This is a genomic window from Streptomyces griseoaurantiacus (genome assembly GCF_036189845.1).
Classification (GTDB): Bacteria; Actinomycetota; Actinomycetes; order Streptomycetales; family Streptomycetaceae; genus Streptomyces; species Streptomyces griseoaurantiacus.
Genome location: NZ_CP108326.1, coordinates 447,929 through 466,377, shown reverse-complemented (window position 1 = coordinate 466,377; position 18,449 = coordinate 447,929). Strand labels below are relative to the sequence as shown.

Here is an 18,449-nt window from a genome sequence, read left to right as displayed (position 1 = left end):
ACACCTGTATCACGTGCGGGACCGGAGCCGGTCGTCGAGTGCGGTACCGACTTCGGGGCAGTTCCCGCGGATGGTGTCGAGGAAGGCGCGCAGCACCGGGGAGTGGTCGCGGGCCGCGAAGGACAGCACGAGATCGGGCAGGGGCGTGCCCGGGGTCACTTCGCAGAACCGCACCCCGGGACGCGGGACCGCCCTCATGCGGGACGGCCCCAGGCCGACGCCCACGCCGGAGGCGGCGAGGCCGATGATCGTGTGCACGTCCCTCGCGACACTCGCGCCGCCGAGAGCCGAGGAGTCCCTGCCCAGCAGGGCACGAAGTCCGGCGACCACGGCGGGCTCGTCCTCGCCGGCCGACACGATCAGCGGCTGTCGCCGCAACTGGTCGACGCTCACCGAGGGTTGACCCGCGTACGGATGTGCCGTGCTCATCACCGCGATCACGTGGTCGCGTCCGATCGGGACGGACACGAGATGCTCGGCTCCGGCGCCCCGTGGCGGGCCGAGGGTGATGGCCACGTCCAGCTCCCCGGCGATGAGAGCGGGGCTGCTGCGGCTGGTCGCCATCTCGTGCAGTTCCAGTCGCACGTCGGGCCGTTCCCGGCCGAACCGGCTCAGGACGCCAGGCAGCGGGTCGAGCAGTGCCGAGGCGACGAAGCCGAGGCGCAGCCGTCCCGTCTCGCCGCGCGCCGCCCGGCCCGCGTCGACCTCGGCCGCCGCGATCTCCTCGAGCGCCCGGCGCGCCCGCGCGAGGAACGCCTCGCCGGCGGCGGTCGGGAACACCCCCTGACGTGTGCGTTCGAACAGCCGGGCCCCGACCTCACGCTCCAGATCGGCGATCTGTTTGGACAACGGTGGCTGCGCGATGCCCAGTTCGCCGGCAGCCCGGCCGAAGTGCCCGTGCTCGGCGAGAGCGACCGCGTACCGCAGGTGCCGCGCTTCCATGAGCCGCCCCTCCCGCCCCTCGACCATGGCGATACCTCAAAGATATCGCCAAGCCGCTTACCAGATCTGAGAATGGATGACGCCGGTGCTTCCGTCTGCAATGAAGCCATGAAGAACACCTCTCCGACCGGCACCGTCTTCGTTCTCGTGCACGGCGCCTGGCACAGCTCCGGACAGTGGGCGGCGACGCAGCGCGCGCTGGCCGGACTGGGCGCCGCGAGCGTGGCCGTCGACCTGCCGGGCCACGGCTTCGACGCCCCCCTGCCCACCGGATACCTGCTGCCCGGCCAGCCGGACCTGCTGACCGAGAGGTCGCGGCTCGTCCTCGTGACGATGGAGGACTGCGCCGAGGCGGTACTGGGCGTCCTGCGCCAGGTGCGTCACCATCGCACCGTCGTGCTCGTCGCGCACAGCGCGGGCGGCGGTCCGGCGTCTCTGGCCGCGGAGCGGGCGCCCGAGCTGGTGGACCGGATCGTCTACCTGTCCGCCTTCGTACCGGGCGGGCGGCCGCGGTTCTTCGACTATCTGGGCTCACCCGAGAACGCCACCGCGCTGGGCCGGAACCTGCCCCTCGGCGTCCCCGAGTCCCTGGGCGCCGTACGGATCAATCCACTCTCACCGGATCCCGCCTACCTCGAGGAACTGCGGGAAACCCACTACCACGACACCCCTGTGGACCGCTTCGACCGGTGGCGGTCCGCACTGAGCCCCGACCTGCCCCTGACGATCCCGACGACTCCGGTCGCTTTGACCGAGGCGCGGTGGGGCCGCATCCCACGCACTTTCCTGCGCTGTGCCGAGGACCGGGCGCTGGCACCGGCCGCGCAGGACCTGATGATCGCGGAAACCGACCGGGCCTTTCCCGGCAACCCGTTCACCGTGCACACCCTGCCGGGCAGCCACAGCCCGTTCGCGGCCCGGCCGCGCGAACTCGCCGCGGCCCTCGCCTCGTGAGCCTCCTGAGCCTCGTGAGCCGGCATCGGCTCGAGAAGGACGAATCCCCGTCCCTGTCCGCTCACCGTTCGCTCCGGTGGGAAGCGAAACGCCCCTGTGGGCGTTGGTGCTTCTCGGAGTCAACAGTCACGGAGGCGGGCGCGATGCACGGCGAGTACAAGATCCCCGGCGGAAAGCTGGTGGTCGTCGACCTGGACGTGATCGACGGCGTACTGCGCAACGTACGCGTGGCGGGCGACTTCTTTCTCGAACCCGACGAGGCCCTGCCCGCCATCGACGCGGCACTGGAGGGTGCCCCCGCCGAAACCGACGCGGCCGGGCTCGCCGCCCGGGTGAAGGGCGGACTCCCCGAGGGCACGGTGATGTACGGCCTCACGGCGGAGGGCGTGGCGGTCGCCGTCCGCCGGGCCCTGGCGCGGGCCACGGACTGGTCCGACTACGAGTGGCAGCTCATCCGCGAGGAGCCCCAGTCGCCCGCCCTGCACATGGCCCTGGACGAGGTCCTCACCGCCGAGGTCGCCGCCGGACACCGCCCACCCACACTGCGGGTATGGGAGTGGGCCGCGCCGTCGGTCATCATCGGCAGCTTCCAGTCCCTGCGCAACGAGGTCGATCCCGAGGGCGCGGCACACCACGGCGTGACGGTCGTCCGGCGCATCTCCGGCGGTGGCGCCATGTTCGTCGAACCGGGCAACACCGTCACCTACTCCCTCTCGGTCCCGGCCCCGCTGGTGTCGGGCTTGTCGTTCGCGGAGTCCTACGCGTATCTGGACGAGTGGGTGCTGGCGGCGCTGGGTGACATGGGGATCAAGGCGTGGTACCAGCCGCTGAACGACATCGCGACGGAGGTCGGCAAGATCGGCGGGGCGGCGCAGAAGCGCATGGTGGCCACGGACGGCGGGCCGGGTGCGGTGCTGCATCACGTGACGATGAGCTATGACATCGACGCGGACAAGATGCTGGAGGTGCTGCGCATCGGGAAGGAGAAGATGTCGGACAAGGGCACGGCCAGTGCGAAGAAGCGGGTGGACCCGCTGCGCCGCCAGACGGGCCTGCCCCGCGAGACGGTCATCGACCGCATGCTCGCCTCCTTCCGCGCCCGACATGGCCTGACCACCGGACAGGTCACCCCCGAGGAGATGGCTCGCGCCGAGCACCTGGCCGCGACCAAGTTCAGCGACCCGGAGTGGACGGCACGGGTGCCGTGACAGGGTTCTGCACCCCGCTCACCTGAATGGATCCGGCACGGGGTTGAGTGCGCGGATGACGACGGGCCCGGCCGGACAAAGTGCAGTGGTTCGCCGGGGTGGAGGGGGGCGGGAACACCCCCGCGTCGGCGGGGAGGACGCGGTCATCGCGCCGAGCGTCTTGTCAGCGACGGAACACCCCCGCGTCGGCGGGGAGGACCCATGGAGTACGCATCCCTCCCCCCCCAGGGCAGCGGCTTTGAGTGGGCTCCACCGAATTCAACTGTGAGGTCGCGGGGCAAATCCTTACGTGCACGGCAAGCACCAAGGCCGGCACGGCAGCCCTGTTCAGTGGACCGGAGCCAGTACGTTGCACCGAAGCAGTGACCACCAACTGCGTGCATTTGCCCACTGCCATGCGTGAGATTCCACGGCTGAGCGAAAAAGCCCTGGCCGATATATACAATATTCACTACGTAGATGTTCCGGCGGGGATGGAACCTGCACTCGACAAGTCGGCATTCTATGCCGGGACCACTCCGAGTCGTCTACAAAGAATACTTTTGAAGGCGCTTGAGGGTGACAGTGTCGAGTGGCAGCCGGCCAGTTCGGGGTACTATGAAAAAAATTCTACCTATTATCCCAACGGCGGCCTCTCTGAATATGTAGGCGTGAAATCCGCGAACAATGGAGGAACCGATACGGCCGACGTTGCTGTCGTAGCAGACGTGCATACCGGGCAAGTGATAACCATGTACCCCAAGTGAGCCCGGCGAGTCTGGATATACGTGTACCGGAGCGAGGCCTCATGAGTCTTGGAATGTACGTATTGGATCGATCGGGGCGGCAGACGAGATACTTCAGTGATGACGTGAACAACAGCTTCTTGAGAATCTGCGAGTCCGCCCCGCCAGAGAGTGTGCGCTGTGGTGTCATGAAATACGGAGACACCATGTTCAACAGGAATCAGCTCGTGAGGTTGATCGAGGAGCTCGAAGCACTCGAAGGGGAACTTCCAGCGGTTGTCATCGACATCCTCGACGCAGCTCGATACGCCTGGCGCGAAAGTCTGTACCTCTTCATCAGGGGAGACTGATGCCATGCTCCAGCCACCGAACAGCCCGGTGAAAGCCGCCGATTGTCCCGGAGCGCCAGGACGCTGACCTTGGTCCGAGTCATGGCCGGCCTGCGCAAACTCGCCATCACCCCCTCCGCCGCAACGGACACAAGCTCTGTCCGTTGCGGGCACCGAGGTAAGCACCCGATCGGTGGCCAGCGTCGACCGGACGGAGAGTGCTCACGGTGAGCGCCCGGCGCAGCCCAGTCAGCTCCGCCAGCGGAGCCATGTCTCGGGCGGGGCAGGCGATGATGTGCGCCAGGTGGTACCAACTGCTTCCGCCTCCGCCCGGGTAGGCGACACCGGAACTGACATGCCGGCGGCGCGCGGCGGGCCCCCTGGCGGCCGGGCGTTCGTGCGGATGAAGTCGGAGAGGCTGCTGAGCGCTGAGGCGGTACCACTCGATCCGGTTGCCGCACTTGCGGCATCGGTCGCCCTGGCCTCGGCGCGATAGCTGACTGACACCACGGGAAGACACGCGCAGGCGAGGGCGCACGCGATGGATTAGGGAATTGGCCTCCCGGCGCCGGGCCGGAGGAGGAGGTGTGGAGTGCATGCGGGTGAACCTGCCAGTCAACACGCCGGATCCATAGCAGCAGTGCCGCCGGATCGCCCGGTCAGCCTCATACGGTGCGACTGGAGTGCGAACGCTTGATCGCGCGTTCGAGGGGACCTCGCCGTTTGGGTGATCTGCGACAGACGCCCAGGCTGGAAGTCAATTCCGTGCCGGACCGGGCAGGTCGTGCCCGCGGCACAGGGTGCTGAAGAGTTCGTCGAGCGGGGTGTCGAGAGCGTGCCACGTTCTCAGCGTGCCGATGGTGCGGCCTGCTCGATCTCGATGACGGTGCGTCTGGCCAGGCCGCTGCGGGAAGCGAGCTCGTCGTAGCTCCACCCGCGCGCGGCCCGTAGGCGCGCGAGTTCGAACCGCAGTGCAATGAGGTCCGGATCGGGCGGCAAGATCGTCACCCATCCATCTGACGGTGCAGACCCCTTCACCGCCAGTGCATACCGCTGCCCTTTTCCCAGGTGGCGACACCCGCCAGAGGGCAGAGGTCTGCACTACGGTAGACGGCCGCCCCCACCCACAGAACGGCACCGGCGCGGAAGCGACAAGGAGGAACACGCGCCTATGAGGCTGCGCCCAGCAAGTCCGACAACACCACGCGCCTGGACCGTGGAACTGCGCCCGCAGACCGACGGGCTTGCTCTCGTATGTTGGCAATGCCCGAACGACGGCGGGCAGATCACGACAACCTCCGCACGCGCGTCCGCCCTCGCCCACCTCGCACGGCACGCCCGAGGCGATCTGCGGGAGTGTCATGAATTAGGTGGGTTCCTTCCACGAAGGAGTCATCTGATGGGTACGACGACGGGTCACACGATCGGGCTGGTCGACGGTGTGTCGCTTGCCAGGGCTGATGAGGCTGCTGAGGGTTCTGGTGTGAAGTCGATGCCGGTGTCGGAGAACGGTCTGTCGGTCGAACTGCTGGAGGAGTTGGCCGCGCTTGCGGCGGAGAAGACGGCTGCCGGCGGCCTGCGGCTGATGGGCGAGGGCGGGATTCTTCCGGAGCTCGCCCAGCATCTGATGCAGGCCGCGCTCGAGGCGGAGATGGACTTGCACCTGGCCGATGAATCGGCGCGGGCCGGCGGCCGAGGATCGCGTTCGGGCGGCAACATGCGCAATGGTTACCGGGCGAAGAAGGTGATGACCGAGGTCGGTCCGGTGGTGGTGAACGTGCCGCGTGACAGGCTCGGGACCTTCCGTCCCGGGCTGCTGCCGAAATACGCCAGGCGGACCGGCGCTCTGGATGAGATGGTCCTTTCGCTCACCGGGAAAGGACTGACGTCCGGTGAGATCGTGGCCCATCTCGCCGAGGTCTACGGGATGACCACGTCGAAGGAAACAGTCTCCACAATTACGGACAAGGCTCTGGAATCGATGGCGGAATGGCGTACTCGTCCGCTCGATTCGGTTTATCCGGTGGTGTTCATCGACGCGATCCATGTGCGAATCCGGGACGGTCAGGTCGCCAACAGGCCGGTATATGTAGCGATCGCGGTCACCGCGGACGGGTACCGGGAGATCCTCGGCCTGTGGACCGGGCAGGGCGGCGAAGGGGCCAAGTACTGGCAGACCGTGCTGACAGAGATCCGCAACCGCGGTGTGAAAGACGTCCTCATGCTCGTCTGTGACGGTCTGACCGCACTGCCCGAGGCCGTGGGTGCGATCTGGCCCCAAACCGTCGTACAGACATGCGTCGTTCATCTCATCCGCAACAGCATGCGATACGCGTCGAGGCGGGATACGGCCGAGATCACCCGCGATCTCAAACCGGTCTACACCGCGGTCGACGAGGCTCAGGCACGGCGTCGGCTGATCGAGTTCGGAGAAAAGTGGGACAGCCGCTATCCCTCGATCAGCGGGATCTGGGAACGGTCCTGGAACGAGTTCGTACCATTCCTCTCGCTGCCGCCCGCGATTCGGCAGGTCGTCTACACGACGAACGCAATCGAGAGCCTGAACGCGCGCTATCGGCGGGCGGCACAAGCCTGTGGACATTTCCCGAACGAGACCGCGGCCCTCAAGCGGCTCTACCTCGCCACACTTGCCCTCGATCCCACGGGACGCGGACGACAGCGCTGGAACAACCGCTGGAAAGCAGCCCTCAACGAGTTCGACGTTCTATTCGACGGGCGCCTTACCGCCAATCAGGTATAGGCCGAACAGTCTAAAAGAGAACCTGTAGGCCAAACAGACGAACCACACCTAATTCCTGATAGACCCCGATCTGCGTCCCCCCGCGCTCTGTGCCAGTGCCATGGGAGCTGTCCACGCCCACCGTCACTGGTCTGTCCACCGGTCGCGCTCCCTTTTGGCATCAGTGAAACGACGGTCCGCGGAGTCCGCGAGTTGCATGGGCCTCCGGGCCTCGGGATGGCTCCCGGTCAGCTCGGCGGTTCGCCGCGGCGGACGGAACCCGGAGCACGTGCACCGTGGTGGTCGGCCCGCGCGGAGGAGAGGAGCTGCCAGGGCACGCTGATCACCATGACTCCGGCAGTAAAGCGCAGGCGCGCCTTGATCCGGAGCGCGGACTGGTTGTGCAGCAGGTTCTCCCACCAGCGGCCGACGACGTACTCGGGAATGTAGACACCGACCATGTCGCGCGTGCTCTCGCGGCCGAGGGAGCGTACGTAGTCGACGACGGGCCGGGTGACCTCACGGTAGGGAGAGTCCAGAACCTTGAGGGGGACATCGATGCCCAGTCGCTGCCACTGTTCTTCCAGCGCGCGAGTCTCGTCGTGATCGACGGCGACGGTGAGCGCCTCCAGCCGGTCGGGCTTGGAAGCCCGGGCGTAGGCCAGGGCCCGGAGCGTCGGCTTGTGGACGTTGGAGACCAGCACGATCGCCAGGACACGGGAAGGCGGGGTGAGGTCGGTGTGAGGGTCGGTGCTGGTCAGCTCGGCGGCGGTGCGGTCGTAACGCATGCGAATGGCGCGCATCAGCAGCCACAGCACGCCGGCGGCGAGTACGGCCAGCCAGGCGCCGTCGAGGAACTTCGTGAACAGGACGACCACCAGGACCAGGCCGGTGAACACCGCGCCGACCGCGTTGATGGCTCTGGCGACGCGGTGGCGTCGCCGCAGCGCGGGATCGCTCTCTGTGGACAGGGCCTGGTTCCAGTGCCGGACCATGCCGGTCTGGGAGAGCGTGAAGGAGGTGAACACACCCAGGATGTAGAGGTGGATCAGGGCCGTGACGCTGGCCTCGAACCCCCACAGCAGCAGGCCGGCGGTGACGGCCAGCGCCACGATGCCGTTGGAGAAGGCGAGCCTGTCGCCGCGGCTGTGCAGCTGGCGGGGCAGGTAGCGGCGCTGCGCGAGGATCGACGAAAGCAGTGGGAAACCATTGAACGCGGTGTTCGCGGCGAGGATCAGGACCAGCGCGGTGGCGGCCTGAATGTAGTAGAAGCCGAAGCTGCTCTCCCCGCCGAAGACCGCGGCCGCGATCTGGGCAATGACGGTGCGCTGCTGGTAGGCGGAACAGTCCTGGCCCAGTCCGGTCAGCCGGCAGGCGTCATCGGCGATGTGGACCTTGGCCACGATCGCGAGCGTGGTGACACCGACGAACATGGTGACGGCGATGAGGCCCATCGCGGCCAGGGTGATCGCCGCGTTGTGCGACTTCGGCTTCCGGAAGGCGGGAACCCCGTTGGAGATCGCCTCCACGCCCGTCAACGCCGTGCAGCCGTTGGAGAACGCCCGCAGGACCAGCAGTACCAGCGCCACACCGGCCAGCTGCGCGTCGCCCTCTTGCGGCCGGATGCCGTACGAGGCGCTCTCAGCGACGGGCGCGTCTGCGACCAGGTACCGGAAGAGGCCGGTGGCGATCATGATGAGGACGCCGCTGACGAACAGGTACGTCGGCGTGGCGAAGGCCCGTCCTGACTCGCGTACTCCCCGCAGGTTCACCACCGCGAGCAATGCCACGAAGCCCAGGGCCATCGGCACTCGCTGGGCGTGAAGATGGGGGACGGCAGAGATGATGTTGTCCACGCCGGACGCGACCGACACCGCCACCGTCATGACGTAGTCGACCAGCAGGGCCGCCCCCACCACCAGACCGGCGTTCTCGCCGAGGTTCGCGGACACGACCTCGTACGAGCCCCCACCGCTCGGGTAGGCGCGTACGACCTGCTGGTACGACAGCACCACCACCGTCATCAGCGCGACGACCGCCGCCGCGATCCACGGCGTGAAATGCACATACGCCATCCCACCCAGCGTGAGCACCAACAGGACCTCCTGCGTCGCGTACGCAACCGACGACAAGGGGTCCGAGGCGAAGATCGGCAGGGCTACACGCTTGGGAAGCAGTGTCTGCCCCAGCTCACTGCTGCGCAGGGCACGGCCGACCACGAGCCGCTTCGCCACCTCGGGGATCCTGATCACAGTAGCGAAGGTAGAGCGGCAGCCCGCTGATCAGAAGGACCATCACCCCGACGCACGGCAGCACTTTGTGTGCGATCTCCGTCAGCGGTTGACTTCGAGGTTCGTCAGCACGAGCAGGGCGCGCAGGAGCTGGGTGGCGCGGGCGGGGTCGATGCGGAGCTTGGCGAGGATTCGCCAGTTCTTCAGGTGGGCGAAGCCGTGCCCGACTGGCGCACGTCCGCCGGCGAGGACTCGGTTGGCGTCCTTCTGACCGGCGGCGAGCTTGTGGGTGCGGCTGGCATGGAAGCCCGTGACGATCACGGGGTCGCGTACGTCGTTGTCCAGGCCGCGGAAACCGAGGTCCGCGAGAGCGCCGAGACCGGCGGCGCGCAGGTGGGCAAGGACGTGGCCGTGGCGGGCGGCGGTGTTGTCGTGGGTGCGGCCGGGCCGGGCGGCGGATATCCAGACCAGGCGGCCTCTCTCGTCGGTCAGGGCGAGGATGTGCAGCCCGTGGGTGCGGTGTTTACCCGAGTAGTTGCACCGGTCGGCCTTTCCGATGCGGCGCTGGGTGGGGATCAGGGTGCTGTCGATCAGGACGACCTCTCCGCCCTGCCTGGCGATCTTCTTCAGAGCACGGTCCAGGCGCGGTGCCTGCACGGCAAGCAGTCCGATCAACTAGTCCCGCAGTGAGGGACGGTGGACTCGGACACGTTGTTTCCGCCGGCCATATCGGCCAGGCGCTGGTCGTGTCGCAGGACGGCCAGGACGATCACCGCGATCTTCCCGGGCGGTAGGATCCGCCACCTGGACCGGATCGCATTCAGGTGACGTCGCAACAGATGCCAGCGCCGGGACAGGCCGTAGACCGTCTGCCAGGGCCCGTACTCGCTTGGCAGGTCTCGCCACGGAGCCCCGGTCCGCACCCGCCACCGCACGCCGTCCACAAGCCGCCGCCGACCCGCCGACATGCGATGGACTCCCGCCACTGGCAGCAAGGACTCCAGCACTGACCACTGTTCATCGGAAAGATCACCACGCCCCACACTGCGATCATCCCGGTGAGGGGCAAAGTCTCAGACTCCCCGCCTAAAACACGACCTAAGCTTGATCTTTATCTACCAAGATCCTCCAGGCTTGCCGATGGCCTTGAGGGTCTCGGGGCGTTTGACGGTCTTGCCGACGTCGTAGCGGGGTGCCCGGTGTTTGTTCTTGGTGCCGGGTGGCCGTCCGGGGCCGACGCCTCGGGGTTTGGGAACTCGGGTCGGGCAGGCGAGATGAGCTCGGATGTTCCTGAACCCCCGGCGGACCCGGGCCGGGGTGAGCCGGTTGGAGGTAGCGGGCTTCTCCCAGGGCCGGCGGAGGTCCGCGGCGAGGGGACGGGCGAGCCGGAGTTGGGTGTGAGCGACGATCAGGAGCCAGGTCCAGCGGTCCGCCGCCTCGGGAGTACGGAGTTTCGGAGTGGCCCAGCCGAGAGTCTGCTTCGCGAAGCGGCGGAGAAATGTCTGCCAGAAACGGTCCACGTCGTCCGCGGTGACACCGGTCTTGGAGGACCATAACCACACCGGTGGGGCATCTCGGTCCTTCGAAAGGTGCTCGACCTTCAGCCGGATCAACGTGCCCTCGACCAAGGGCAGTTCGCCGTCGTGGTCGAGCCAGGAGGAGCGGTGGGTGAGCCGGGGGTGCACCCGGTCCCACGCCTGGGTTTCGGCCTTGCCGTAGTTGCGGGTATCGGTGACCGTGGTGATCGAGGGCTCGGGCCAGGTGTCCGGCTTGGTGAGGCGGAATTCCGGGCCGTGCTTGGGAGGCCGACCGTTGACGCCGTGCATCCTCGGCGGCTTCGGCAGGCGCATGACGCGGTCGGAGCGGACCCGGCCGACCATCTCGACGGGCAGGTCGCGCAGGACCCAGGCCAGGCGGGTGACGTCGTAGCCGGCGTCACTGACGATCACGATGGCCGGGTCCCCGGCTTGCCACTGGCCTGCGGCGACGAGCCGTTCAACGACTCCTCGGAGCTGGGTGGCGGTGACCGCGGTCGCGTCGTCCGACGGGCCGAGCCGAACCGTGTCCAGGATCGCGGTCCAGGAGGTAGCGCCCGGCTCCAGCGCGGCCACGAAGGAGTAGGGCCAGCCCGGAATGAACTGCGACGCTGTCTTCGCGCGGCCGTAGACATGGCAAAACAGCCGCTCCGCTGAGCATGGCGCATCCGAGCGGAGCCACGGCGACACGTCGACCGCCAGGACCAGACGCCCGCCCTCGAAACGCGGCAGCGGCAGCCCGGCCAGCACCGCCTGGAGCCGGTCGACGTCGATCCGGCCGTGGTTCAGGCCGCCGTACATCGCTCCGTACCCGCGACGATGCTCGGGCAGCAGCGTCAGGTCCACCGGGGACTTCACCGCCCCGTCCGCACACAGCACCGCGTCCACGAGCTCGAACAACTCGTCGCGCCGGACGGTCAGACACTCGTAGAACTCGCCCCGGAAGCGTGACGCTTCCGCGAACGCCCCCCTCCGGACAGCATCAGGCAGCAGACTCACCCTCACGGCCTTCGTCGTGGTCACGTGCACCTTGGTCGGAGCACATGATCAGGCGAAGGCCGCCCCCACATCCGGCGAATCCCCATGCGAGCGAATCCGTTCGAGACGCCATTCGAGACCGTGGCACCATGTACCGCATGACGACGAACCGAAAGGTCCATGCCGCGTAGACGGCCAGGACAGATCCGTGCCGGCGCCCCCGGCAGCCACCTGACGACGGGTGCAAGGCCGGTCATCGACGGCCTGTCTTCGCGTGCACTGTCCGAGATCAGCCGCCTCGAGCACACCCGCAACTACCTGCAGCCAGGCGATGTCAGCACAGCTGTGGGCCTGTGGAAGAACTACGTTCACCAGCCCGAGCGGGATCTGTGGCACGACTACGAGTGGGGCAACGTGCACTGGTACTGCTGCGGCAACCCGCTCGAGTCCCGAGCCCTCCTCGATATCGTGATGCAGGCCCTATCAACCCGGAGTGCCCGCGAACTTGGGGAGGTTGTCAGCCGGTCTGACGCCGTCTGGAACCGTCCATCACCGCCCTATGACGCGGACGGTAGATAAAGAACAAGCTGAGGGCTTTCCCGTAACTGCTGGTCATGGAGCTACCCACGCTGCGGAAACTGGGTCGCTACTGAGTTCGCGGTGTCGTTATCGTCCGGTCTGACGCCCCGCCATGCCAGCGGCCCACGTTCAGAGAGCGATGCACATGACCAGCCAGCAAGCAACGACGACCCTGTGGCGCCCCACCGGCCCCAAGGAGCTGGATCTGGTTCGGGACCTGAACTGGCGTGCGTGGCCGCCCCGGCTGCCCGGGCAGCCGATCTTCTACCCGGTCCTGAACGAGGACTACGCGATCAGGATCGCCCGGGACTGGAACGTGAAGCACGACGGCGCAGGCTTCGTCACCCGTTTTGAGGTCGAGTCGGAGTTCTTGAGCCGGTATCCCGTCCAGCAGGCCGGCGGGCAGACGATCCTCGAGCTCTGGGTTCCGGCCGAGGAGCTGGACGACTTCAACGCCCACATCGTCGGCGAGATCCAGGTGGTCCACGAGTTCCGCTGAGGCGAGGGGGATGCTGTGGCGGCACGCCGGGCCGGTGCGATGATCCCAGGGTGGCTGGTGTGATCACGTCGTCGGAGCCGTCCTGGATAACCCCGTTCACCGGGCTGAGCCCGCGTGCCTTCGGGAAGCTGGTGACCCTGCTGCGGCGCGACGGTGCGGACTCGGTCCGCAAGGGCCGACCGTGGGACCTGTCCTTGGAGGACCGGACACTGCTGGTCGCGGCTAACTGGCGTATCAACTTGACGATGCGCGAGCTCGCGCCGCTGTTCGGAGTGTCGACGTCCGCAGCGGACCGTGTGATCGACCATCTCGGCCCCATGCTCGCGCTTCTGCCCCGTAAGCGGTTCGCCAAGGACGCCGTGCTCATCGTGGACGGCACTCAGGTGCCCACGCGCGACCACGCCGTCGCCCAGCAGTCAAAAAACTACCGCTACTCCACGAACCACCAGGTCGTCATCGACGCCGATACCCGGCTCGTCGTCGTGGTCGGCCGACCGCTTCCCGGCAACCGCAATGACTGCAAAGCCTGGGAGGAGTCCGGGGCCAAGGCCGCCGTCGACAACACCATGACGATCGCCGACGGCGGCTACCCAGGCACCGGCCTCGTGATGCCTCACCGCCGCCGCAAGGGCGAGGAACTGCCGGACTGGAAGCAAGCACACAACAAGTCACACAAGCAGGTCCGGGCCCACGCCGAGCGCACCTTCGCCCGCATGAAGACCTGGAAGATCCTCCGCGACTGCCGCCTCAAAGGCGACGGAGTCCACCACGCCATGCGCGGCATCGCCCGCCTGCACAACCTCGCTCTCGCCGGATAGACGAGCAGGCTCCGCAGGAGCCCTGGGGCGCGGTCGGTGAGCAGGTTGATGACGGCTGTCATGTAGGCGTGGGCGGTGCCGACGGAGATGCCGAAGCCTGCCGCGAGTTGCGCCAGGGTGTCGTGTCGACGCAGGTACACCAGGCCGATCAACGCACGTTGGTGCGGCGGGAGTTTGCACCGTCGGTCACCCTCGCGGGTGACAATGAGCATGGGGTACCCACTCGACCAGGGCGTGCGGCAGGTCGAGTGCGGCTCGATACGGAGCCAACGCGGCTCCTGTGCCTGTGGGTTGAGACGTCGAACACCTCCCCCAACGGCACGGGAGCCTCGTACGTTGCGCACACCACCCGCGTCACCCGATCGATGGCCGAGCTGAAAAGGCTCGGTGAATCCGTAAGAGATGTTGGCCGTAGGCCTTTTTTGAAGCTCGGAGGGGCATCGTCTTCGTCGGAGCGCTGCATCACGGGGACGCCGCCGAGTCGGGCGCGCTCCGTCCATCGGTTCTTTTGCATTCTTGCCGTCGGCGGTCGGATGCGACCTGGCTTTGGCCCGATGGCGAGAGCCGGCTGTTGGGGCGGCCGTGTGAAGCCGGTGCATCTGTGCGGAATCCCGGCCCTCCGCTGTGACGCTCTGGCGGACCGCCGGCGTCGCCGGCTCCTCCGTCCGCGGCCGGGCGTATGGATGTCGCGGCCCAGGGCAGCTCCCCACGGCCTGATTCGTCCATTGACGCCTCGTTAACGGGTTGTCTACGGGTCCTTGACGGCCTGCGTCACGGCCGGGTGGTGGGGCGGTCGTATGGGTTACGTCAAGAGTGGGCGGGTGGCCGTATAAGGGCCGTTAAGGCGGACCGAATCGGGCCGGGAGGCAGGTTTCCTGGGCTGGTCAGATCCATTTGATCCCGAACCTCTCCAGGAGCTCACGATGGCCGACCTGGCCTTCGTCGTCACCACGATCGCGGTGTTCGCGCTGGTGGCTCTCGTTGCCAAGGGGGTGACGAAGCTGTGACCGCCGAGAACATCGTCGGCCTGGTCGCGGCCGTCGCCCTGCTGGGCTTTCTCGTCCTCGCCCTGATCTTCCCGGAGAGGTTCTGAGCCCCGCATGAGCCCCGTCCTTGCCGACGTGCTCCAGGTGACCGCGCTGATAGCGGCGCTGGCCCTGGTGCACCGTCCCCTCGGCGACTACATGGCCGCCGTCTTCCAGTCCAAGAAGCACCTGTGCGTGGAGCGGTGGATCTACCGCTCGGTGGGTGCCGACCCGGATACGGAGATGCGCTGGCCCGCCTACCTTCGCGGCGTGCTGGTCTTCTGCGCGGTCAGCGTGTTGTTCCTGTACCTGCTGATGCGGGTGCAGGACAAGCTGCCGCTCTCCCTCGGCTTCAAGCCGATCAGTCCGGACCAGGCGTTCAACACCGCCGCCTCCTTCGTCTCCAACACCAACTGGCAGTCCTACTCGGGTGAGGTGGCCATGAGCCACGTCACCCAGACGATGGGCCTGGCCACGCAGAACTTCGTCTCGGCCGCCGTCGGCATCGCGGTCGCGGTGGCGCTGGTGCGCGGCTTCGCCCGCTCCCGCACCGGCGACCTGGGCAATTTCTGGTCCGACCTGGTGCGCTGCATCATCCGCATCCTGATCCCGGGCTCTATCGTGGCGGCGGTGCTGCTGATTGCGGCCGGGGCCATCCAGAACTTCGGCGACATCCACCACCTCACCACCCTCACCGGTCAGCAGCAGGCCATCAGCCCCGGCGCGGTCGCCTCCCAGGAGGCCATCAAGGACCTGGGTACCAACGGCGGCGGCTTCTTCAATGCCAACTCCGCCCACCCCTTCGAGAACCCCAACGGCTTCACCAACCTGCTGGAGATCTTCCTGCTGCTGGTGATCCCGTTCTCGCTGCCGCGCGCCTTCGGCAAGATGGTCGGCAGCGTGAAGCAGGGCTACGCGATCGTGGCTGCCATGGGTGCCATCTGGTTCGTCGGCGTTGTGGCCGTGACCTGGCTCGAGTACGCCCACCCGGGCACCGCTTCGCAGCTCGCGGGCGGCGCGATGGAGGGCAAGGAACAGCGCTTCGGCGAGGGCCCGTCCTCGCTCTTCTCGGTGTCGACCACGATGACCTCGACGGGGTCTGTCAACTCCTTCCACGACTCCTTCAGCGGCCTGTCCGGCGGTGTCCTGCTGATGGGCATGATGCTCGGTGAGATCGCGCCCGGCGGTACCGGCTCCGGCCTCTACGGCATGCTGATCATGGCGATCATCGCGGTGTTCATCGCCGGCCTGATGGTCGGCCGCACCCCCGAGTACCTGGGCAAGAAGATCGGCACCCGCGAGATCAAGCTCGCGGCCTGTTACATCCTCGTCACCCCGGCACTGGTGCTGATCGGCACCGCCGTGGCCATGGCCCTGCCGGACGGCAAGGACGCCATGACCAACATTGGGGCGCACGGCTTCTCCGAGGCCCTTTACGCCTATACCTCCGCCTCCAACAACAACGGCAGCGCCTTCGCGGGCTTTGGCGCGAACACTGAGTTCTTCAACACGACGCTGGGTCTGTGCATGACGCTGGGCCGGTTCCTGCCCATGGTGTTCGTCCTCGCCTTGGCCGCCTCGCTCGCCGGGCAGAATCCGGTGCCGGCGACCGCGGGCACCCTGCGCACCGAGAATCCGCTCTTCGTGGGGCTGTTGGTCGGCGCGATGGTGATCATCACGGGTCTGACGTTCTTCCCGGTCCTGGCGCTGGGCCCGCTGGCCGAGGGACTGGCGGTATGACCACCGACATCAAGATGCAGAAGAAGCAAGAGGACGCGATGTCCACCACCACTCCGACCCGGGCCCCGCACCAGGACGTGCCGACCGGCCACACAGAAGAAGGGCGCGTCGGCGCGGGTCTCTTCGACCCCAAGCAGCTGGTCAGGTCGCTGCCGGAGGCCTTCCGCAAGCTCGACCCGCGGGTGCTGGTCAAGTCGCCCGTCATGTTCGTGGTGCTTGTCGGGTCCGCGTTGACGACCGTGTTCTCCTTCAAGGACCCGGGCGACTGGTTCGGCTGGACCATCAGCGCCTGGCTGTGGCTGACCGTCATCTTCGCCAACTTGGCCGAGGCCGTCGCCGAAGGCCGTGGCAAGGCGCAGGCCGACACCCTGCGCAAGGCCAAGACCGACACCGTCGCGCGCCGGCTGACCAAGGACGGGAAGTCCGAGGAGCAGGTCCCCGGTACCGAGCTGACCGTCGGTGACTTGGTGGTGTGTGAGGCCGGTGACATCATCCCCGGCGACGGTGACGTCGTCGAAGGTGTCGCCTCGGTCGACGAGTCGGCCATCACCGGGGAGTCGGCGCCAGTCATCCGGGAGTCCGGGGGCGACCGAAGCGCGGTGACCGGTGGGACCAAGGTCCTCTCCGACTGCATCGTCATCAAGATCACGACGAAGCCGGGTGAGACCTTCATCGACCGAATGATCGCCCTGGTCGAGGGCGCGGCCCGGCAGAAGACACCGAACGAGATCGCGCTGAACATCCTGCTGGCGTCGCTGACGATCGTGTTCCTGCTCGCTGTGGCGACGCTGCCGCCGTTCGCGGAGTACGCGGGCTCGCACCTGACGATGGTCGTGCTGGTCGCGCTGCTGGTCTGTCTCATCCCGACCACCATCGGTGCCCTGCTCTCGGCAATCGGCATCGCGGGCATGGACCGCCTCGTCCAGCGCAACGTACTGGCCATGTCCGGCAGGGCAGTTGAGGCCGCCGGTGACGTCTCGACGCTGCTGCTCGACAAGACCGGCACCATCACGCTCGGCAACCGCCAGGCGTCGGAGTTCGTACCGGTGCAGGGCACCACGGAGGCCGAGGTCGCCGACGCCGCCCAGCTCTCCTCGCTGGCCGACGAGACGCCCGAGGGCCGCTCTGTCGTCGTCCTGGCGAAGGAGAAGTACGGGCTGCGAGAGCGGCATCAGGGTGAGCTGGCGCAGGCCGAGTGGATCGCCTTCACCGCCCAGGCCCGCATGTCAGGCGTCGACGTCGACGGCAGGAAGATCCGCAAGGGCGCGGCCGGTTCGGTCATCACCTGGGTCCAGGAACAGGGCGGCACCGTCGCCGACGACGCCCACACCCTAACCAACCGCATCTCCGAGGCAGGCGGCACACCGTTGCTCGTGGCCGTCGAGGACACCGAGGGTGCGCGGGTGCTGGGCGTCATCCACCTCAAGGACGTCGTCAAGGAGGGGATGCGGGAGCGGTTCGTCGAGCTGCGCGGCATGGGCATCAAGACCGTCATGATCACAGGCGACAACCCGCTGACCGCGAAGGCGATAGCCGAGGAGGCAGGCGTCGACGACTTCCTCGCGGAGGCCACGCCCGAGGACAAGATGGCCCTCATCAAGCGGGAGCAGGCGGGCGGCAAGCTCGTCGCCATGACGGGGGACGGCACCAATGACGCGCCCGCGCTCGCGCAGGCGGACGTCGGCGTGGCGATGAACACGGGTACGTCGGCCGCGAAGGAGGCTGGCAACATGGTCGACCTCGACTCGAATCCGACGAAACTGATCGAGATCGTCGAGATCGGCAAGCAACTCCTCATCACCCGGGGCGCGTTGACGACGTTCTCCATCGCCAACGACGTCGCGAAGTATTTCGCGATCATCCCGGCGCTGTTCGCGGCGGTCTACCCGGGCCTGGACAAGCTCAACATCATGCATCTGTCCTCGCCGGACTCCGCGATCCTCTCAGCCGTCATTTTCAACGCGCTGATCATCATCGCGCTGGTCCCTCTCGCCCTGCGCGGGGTGCGGTACCGGCCGATGAGCGCCGACAAGATGCTGCGGCGCAACCTCGGCATCTACGGCATCGGCGGACTGATCGCCCCCTTCATCGGCATCAAGATCATCGACCTGCTCATCTCCCTCATACCCGGAATCGGCTGATCGTC

16 protein-coding genes and 2 pseudogenes are annotated in these 18,449 nt (G+C 67.3%); 10 read left to right on the top strand and 8 right to left on the bottom strand.

The features are described from left to right. Nucleotides 1-9: 9 nt before the first annotated feature. Nucleotides 10-942 (bottom strand): LysR family transcriptional regulator, encoded by a 933-nt coding sequence (locus tag OHB09_RS02080; RefSeq protein ID WP_191853849.1) that lies wholly within the window; start codon nt 940-942, stop codon nt 10-12. 108 nt (nt 943-1,050) lie between these two features. On the opposite strand from OHB09_RS02080, the gene OHB09_RS02075 reads away from it, so the two are divergent. From OHB09_RS02075 to OHB09_RS02060, 4 genes are all read left to right on the top strand, one after another. Then, entirely contained in the window at nt 1,051-1,896 is an 846-nt protein-coding gene (locus tag OHB09_RS02075; RefSeq protein WP_328921527.1) for an alpha/beta hydrolase, read from the top strand. A 143-nt stretch (nt 1,897-2,039) separates the two neighbouring features. Then, nucleotides 2,040-3,104, top strand: a complete 1,065-nt coding sequence (locus OHB09_RS02070) for a lipoate--protein ligase family protein (RefSeq protein ID WP_328921526.1) — start codon at nt 2,040-2,042, stop codon at nt 3,102-3,104. Between the two features lie 362 nt (nt 3,105-3,466). Beyond that, on the top strand, nt 3,467-3,850 hold the full coding sequence (locus tag OHB09_RS02065; RefSeq protein WP_328921525.1) for an NADPH-dependent FMN reductase family protein: 384 nt from the start codon (nt 3,467-3,469) through the stop codon (nt 3,848-3,850). A gap of 104 nt (nt 3,851-3,954) precedes the next feature. Further along, nucleotides 3,955-4,179 carry a hypothetical protein gene (locus OHB09_RS02060; protein ID WP_167795932.1) on the top strand — a complete coding sequence of 75 codons (225 nt, stop codon included), beginning with the start codon at nt 3,955-3,957 and terminating at the stop codon, nt 4,177-4,179. 106 nt (nt 4,180-4,285) lie between these two features. Here OHB09_RS02060 and OHB09_RS33275 read toward each other — a convergent pair whose 3' ends face one another. Next, nucleotides 4,286-4,756 carry a DUF6083 domain-containing protein gene (locus OHB09_RS33275; RefSeq protein WP_374111824.1) on the bottom strand — a complete coding sequence of 157 codons (471 nt, stop codon included), beginning with the start codon at nt 4,754-4,756 and terminating at the stop codon, nt 4,286-4,288. A 159-nt stretch (nt 4,757-4,915) separates the two neighbouring features. Further along, nucleotides 4,916-5,166: pseudogene (locus tag OHB09_RS02055) on the bottom strand (helix-turn-helix transcriptional regulator). Between the two features lie 484 nt (nt 5,167-5,650). Between OHB09_RS02055 and OHB09_RS02050 the strand changes: the two are divergent. Next, nucleotides 5,651-6,919 carry an IS256 family transposase gene (locus tag OHB09_RS02050; RefSeq protein ID WP_406308416.1) on the top strand — a complete coding sequence of 423 codons (1,269 nt, stop codon included), beginning with the start codon at nt 5,651-5,653 and terminating at the stop codon, nt 6,917-6,919. A 227-nt stretch (nt 6,920-7,146) separates the two neighbouring features. Here OHB09_RS02050 and OHB09_RS02045 read toward each other — a convergent pair whose 3' ends face one another. From OHB09_RS02045 to OHB09_RS02030, 4 genes are all read right to left on the bottom strand, one after another. After that, the gene (locus OHB09_RS02045) at nt 7,147-9,150 is read right to left on the bottom strand and encodes an APC family permease (protein WP_328921523.1); all 2,004 of its coding nucleotides are present in this window, start codon (nt 9,148-9,150) and stop codon (nt 7,147-7,149) included. An 81-nt stretch (nt 9,151-9,231) separates the two neighbouring features. Then, nucleotides 9,232-9,786: a transposase family protein gene (locus OHB09_RS02040; protein WP_328921522.1), complete on the bottom strand. Its 555-nt coding sequence runs from the start codon at nt 9,784-9,786 to the stop codon at nt 9,232-9,234. Nucleotides 9,787-9,800: 14 nt separating this feature from the next. Further along, a complete protein-coding gene (locus OHB09_RS33270) occupies nt 9,801-10,172 on the bottom strand; it encodes a transposase (protein WP_406307717.1) in 372 nt (123 codons plus the stop codon). A gap of 72 nt (nt 10,173-10,244) precedes the next feature. Next, nucleotides 10,245-11,663, bottom strand: coding sequence for an NF041680 family putative transposase (locus OHB09_RS02030; RefSeq protein ID WP_328922980.1), 1,419 nt, complete (start codon nt 11,661-11,663; stop codon nt 10,245-10,247). Between the two features lie 697 nt (nt 11,664-12,360). Between OHB09_RS02030 and OHB09_RS02025 the strand changes: the two genes are divergently transcribed. Then, nucleotides 12,361-12,720, top strand: a complete 360-nt coding sequence (locus OHB09_RS02025; protein ID WP_234525776.1) for a hypothetical protein — start codon at nt 12,361-12,363, stop codon at nt 12,718-12,720. A gap of 50 nt (nt 12,721-12,770) precedes the next feature. Continuing rightward, a complete protein-coding gene (locus OHB09_RS02020; protein WP_328921521.1) occupies nt 12,771-13,538 on the top strand; it encodes a transposase in 768 nt (255 codons plus the stop codon). A gap of 5 nt (nt 13,539-13,543) precedes the next feature. Here OHB09_RS02020 and OHB09_RS02015 read toward each other — a convergent pair. Continuing rightward, nucleotides 13,544-13,808 (bottom strand): annotated as a pseudogene (locus OHB09_RS02015) (helix-turn-helix domain-containing protein); the annotation flags it as partial. Between the two features lie 733 nt (nt 13,809-14,541). Here OHB09_RS02015 and kdpF point away from each other — a divergent pair. The 3 genes from kdpF to kdpB are packed head-to-tail and all read left to right on the top strand — an operon-like array spanning nt 14,542 to nt 18,444. Then, nucleotides 14,542-14,631 carry a K(+)-transporting ATPase subunit F gene (gene kdpF / locus OHB09_RS02010; RefSeq protein ID WP_040893873.1) on the top strand — a complete coding sequence of 30 codons (90 nt, stop codon included), beginning with the start codon at nt 14,542-14,544 and terminating at the stop codon, nt 14,629-14,631. 7 nt (nt 14,632-14,638) lie between these two features. Next, the gene (gene kdpA, locus OHB09_RS02005) at nt 14,639-16,303 is read left to right on the top strand and encodes a potassium-transporting ATPase subunit KdpA (protein ID WP_234525775.1); all 1,665 of its coding nucleotides are present in this window, start codon (nt 14,639-14,641) and stop codon (nt 16,301-16,303) included. Then, nucleotides 16,300-18,444 (top strand): potassium-transporting ATPase subunit KdpB, encoded by a 2,145-nt coding sequence (gene kdpB / locus OHB09_RS02000; protein WP_328921520.1) that lies wholly within the window; start codon nt 16,300-16,302, stop codon nt 18,442-18,444. The genes kdpA and kdpB overlap by 4 nt, the downstream gene beginning before the upstream one ends. Nucleotides 18,445-18,449: the final 5 nt, after the last annotated feature.

Excerpts from the sequence above, each read along its gene's own strand:
- OHB09_RS02080 (WP_191853849.1), bottom strand. The coding sequence starts at position 942 with ATGGAAGCGCGGCACCTGCGGTACGCGGTCGCTCTCGCCGAGCACGGG.
- OHB09_RS02075 (WP_328921527.1), top strand. The coding sequence starts at position 1,051 with ATGAAGAACACCTCTCCGACCGGCACCGTCTTCGTTCTCGTGCACGGC.
- OHB09_RS02070 (WP_328921526.1), top strand. The coding sequence starts at position 2,040 with ATGCACGGCGAGTACAAGATCCCCGGCGGAAAGCTGGTGGTCGTCGAC.
- OHB09_RS33275 (WP_374111824.1), bottom strand. The coding sequence starts at position 4,756 with ATGCACTCCACACCTCCTCCTCCGGCCCGGCGCCGGGAGGCCAATTCC.
- OHB09_RS02050 (WP_406308416.1), top strand. The coding sequence starts at position 5,651 with ATGCCGGTGTCGGAGAACGGTCTGTCGGTCGAACTGCTGGAGGAGTTG.
- OHB09_RS02025 (WP_234525776.1), top strand. The coding sequence starts at position 12,361 with ATGCACATGACCAGCCAGCAAGCAACGACGACCCTGTGGCGCCCCACC.
- kdpA (WP_234525775.1), top strand. The coding sequence starts at position 14,639 with ATGAGCCCCGTCCTTGCCGACGTGCTCCAGGTGACCGCGCTGATAGCG.
- kdpB (WP_328921520.1), top strand. The coding sequence starts at position 16,300 with ATGACCACCGACATCAAGATGCAGAAGAAGCAAGAGGACGCGATGTCC.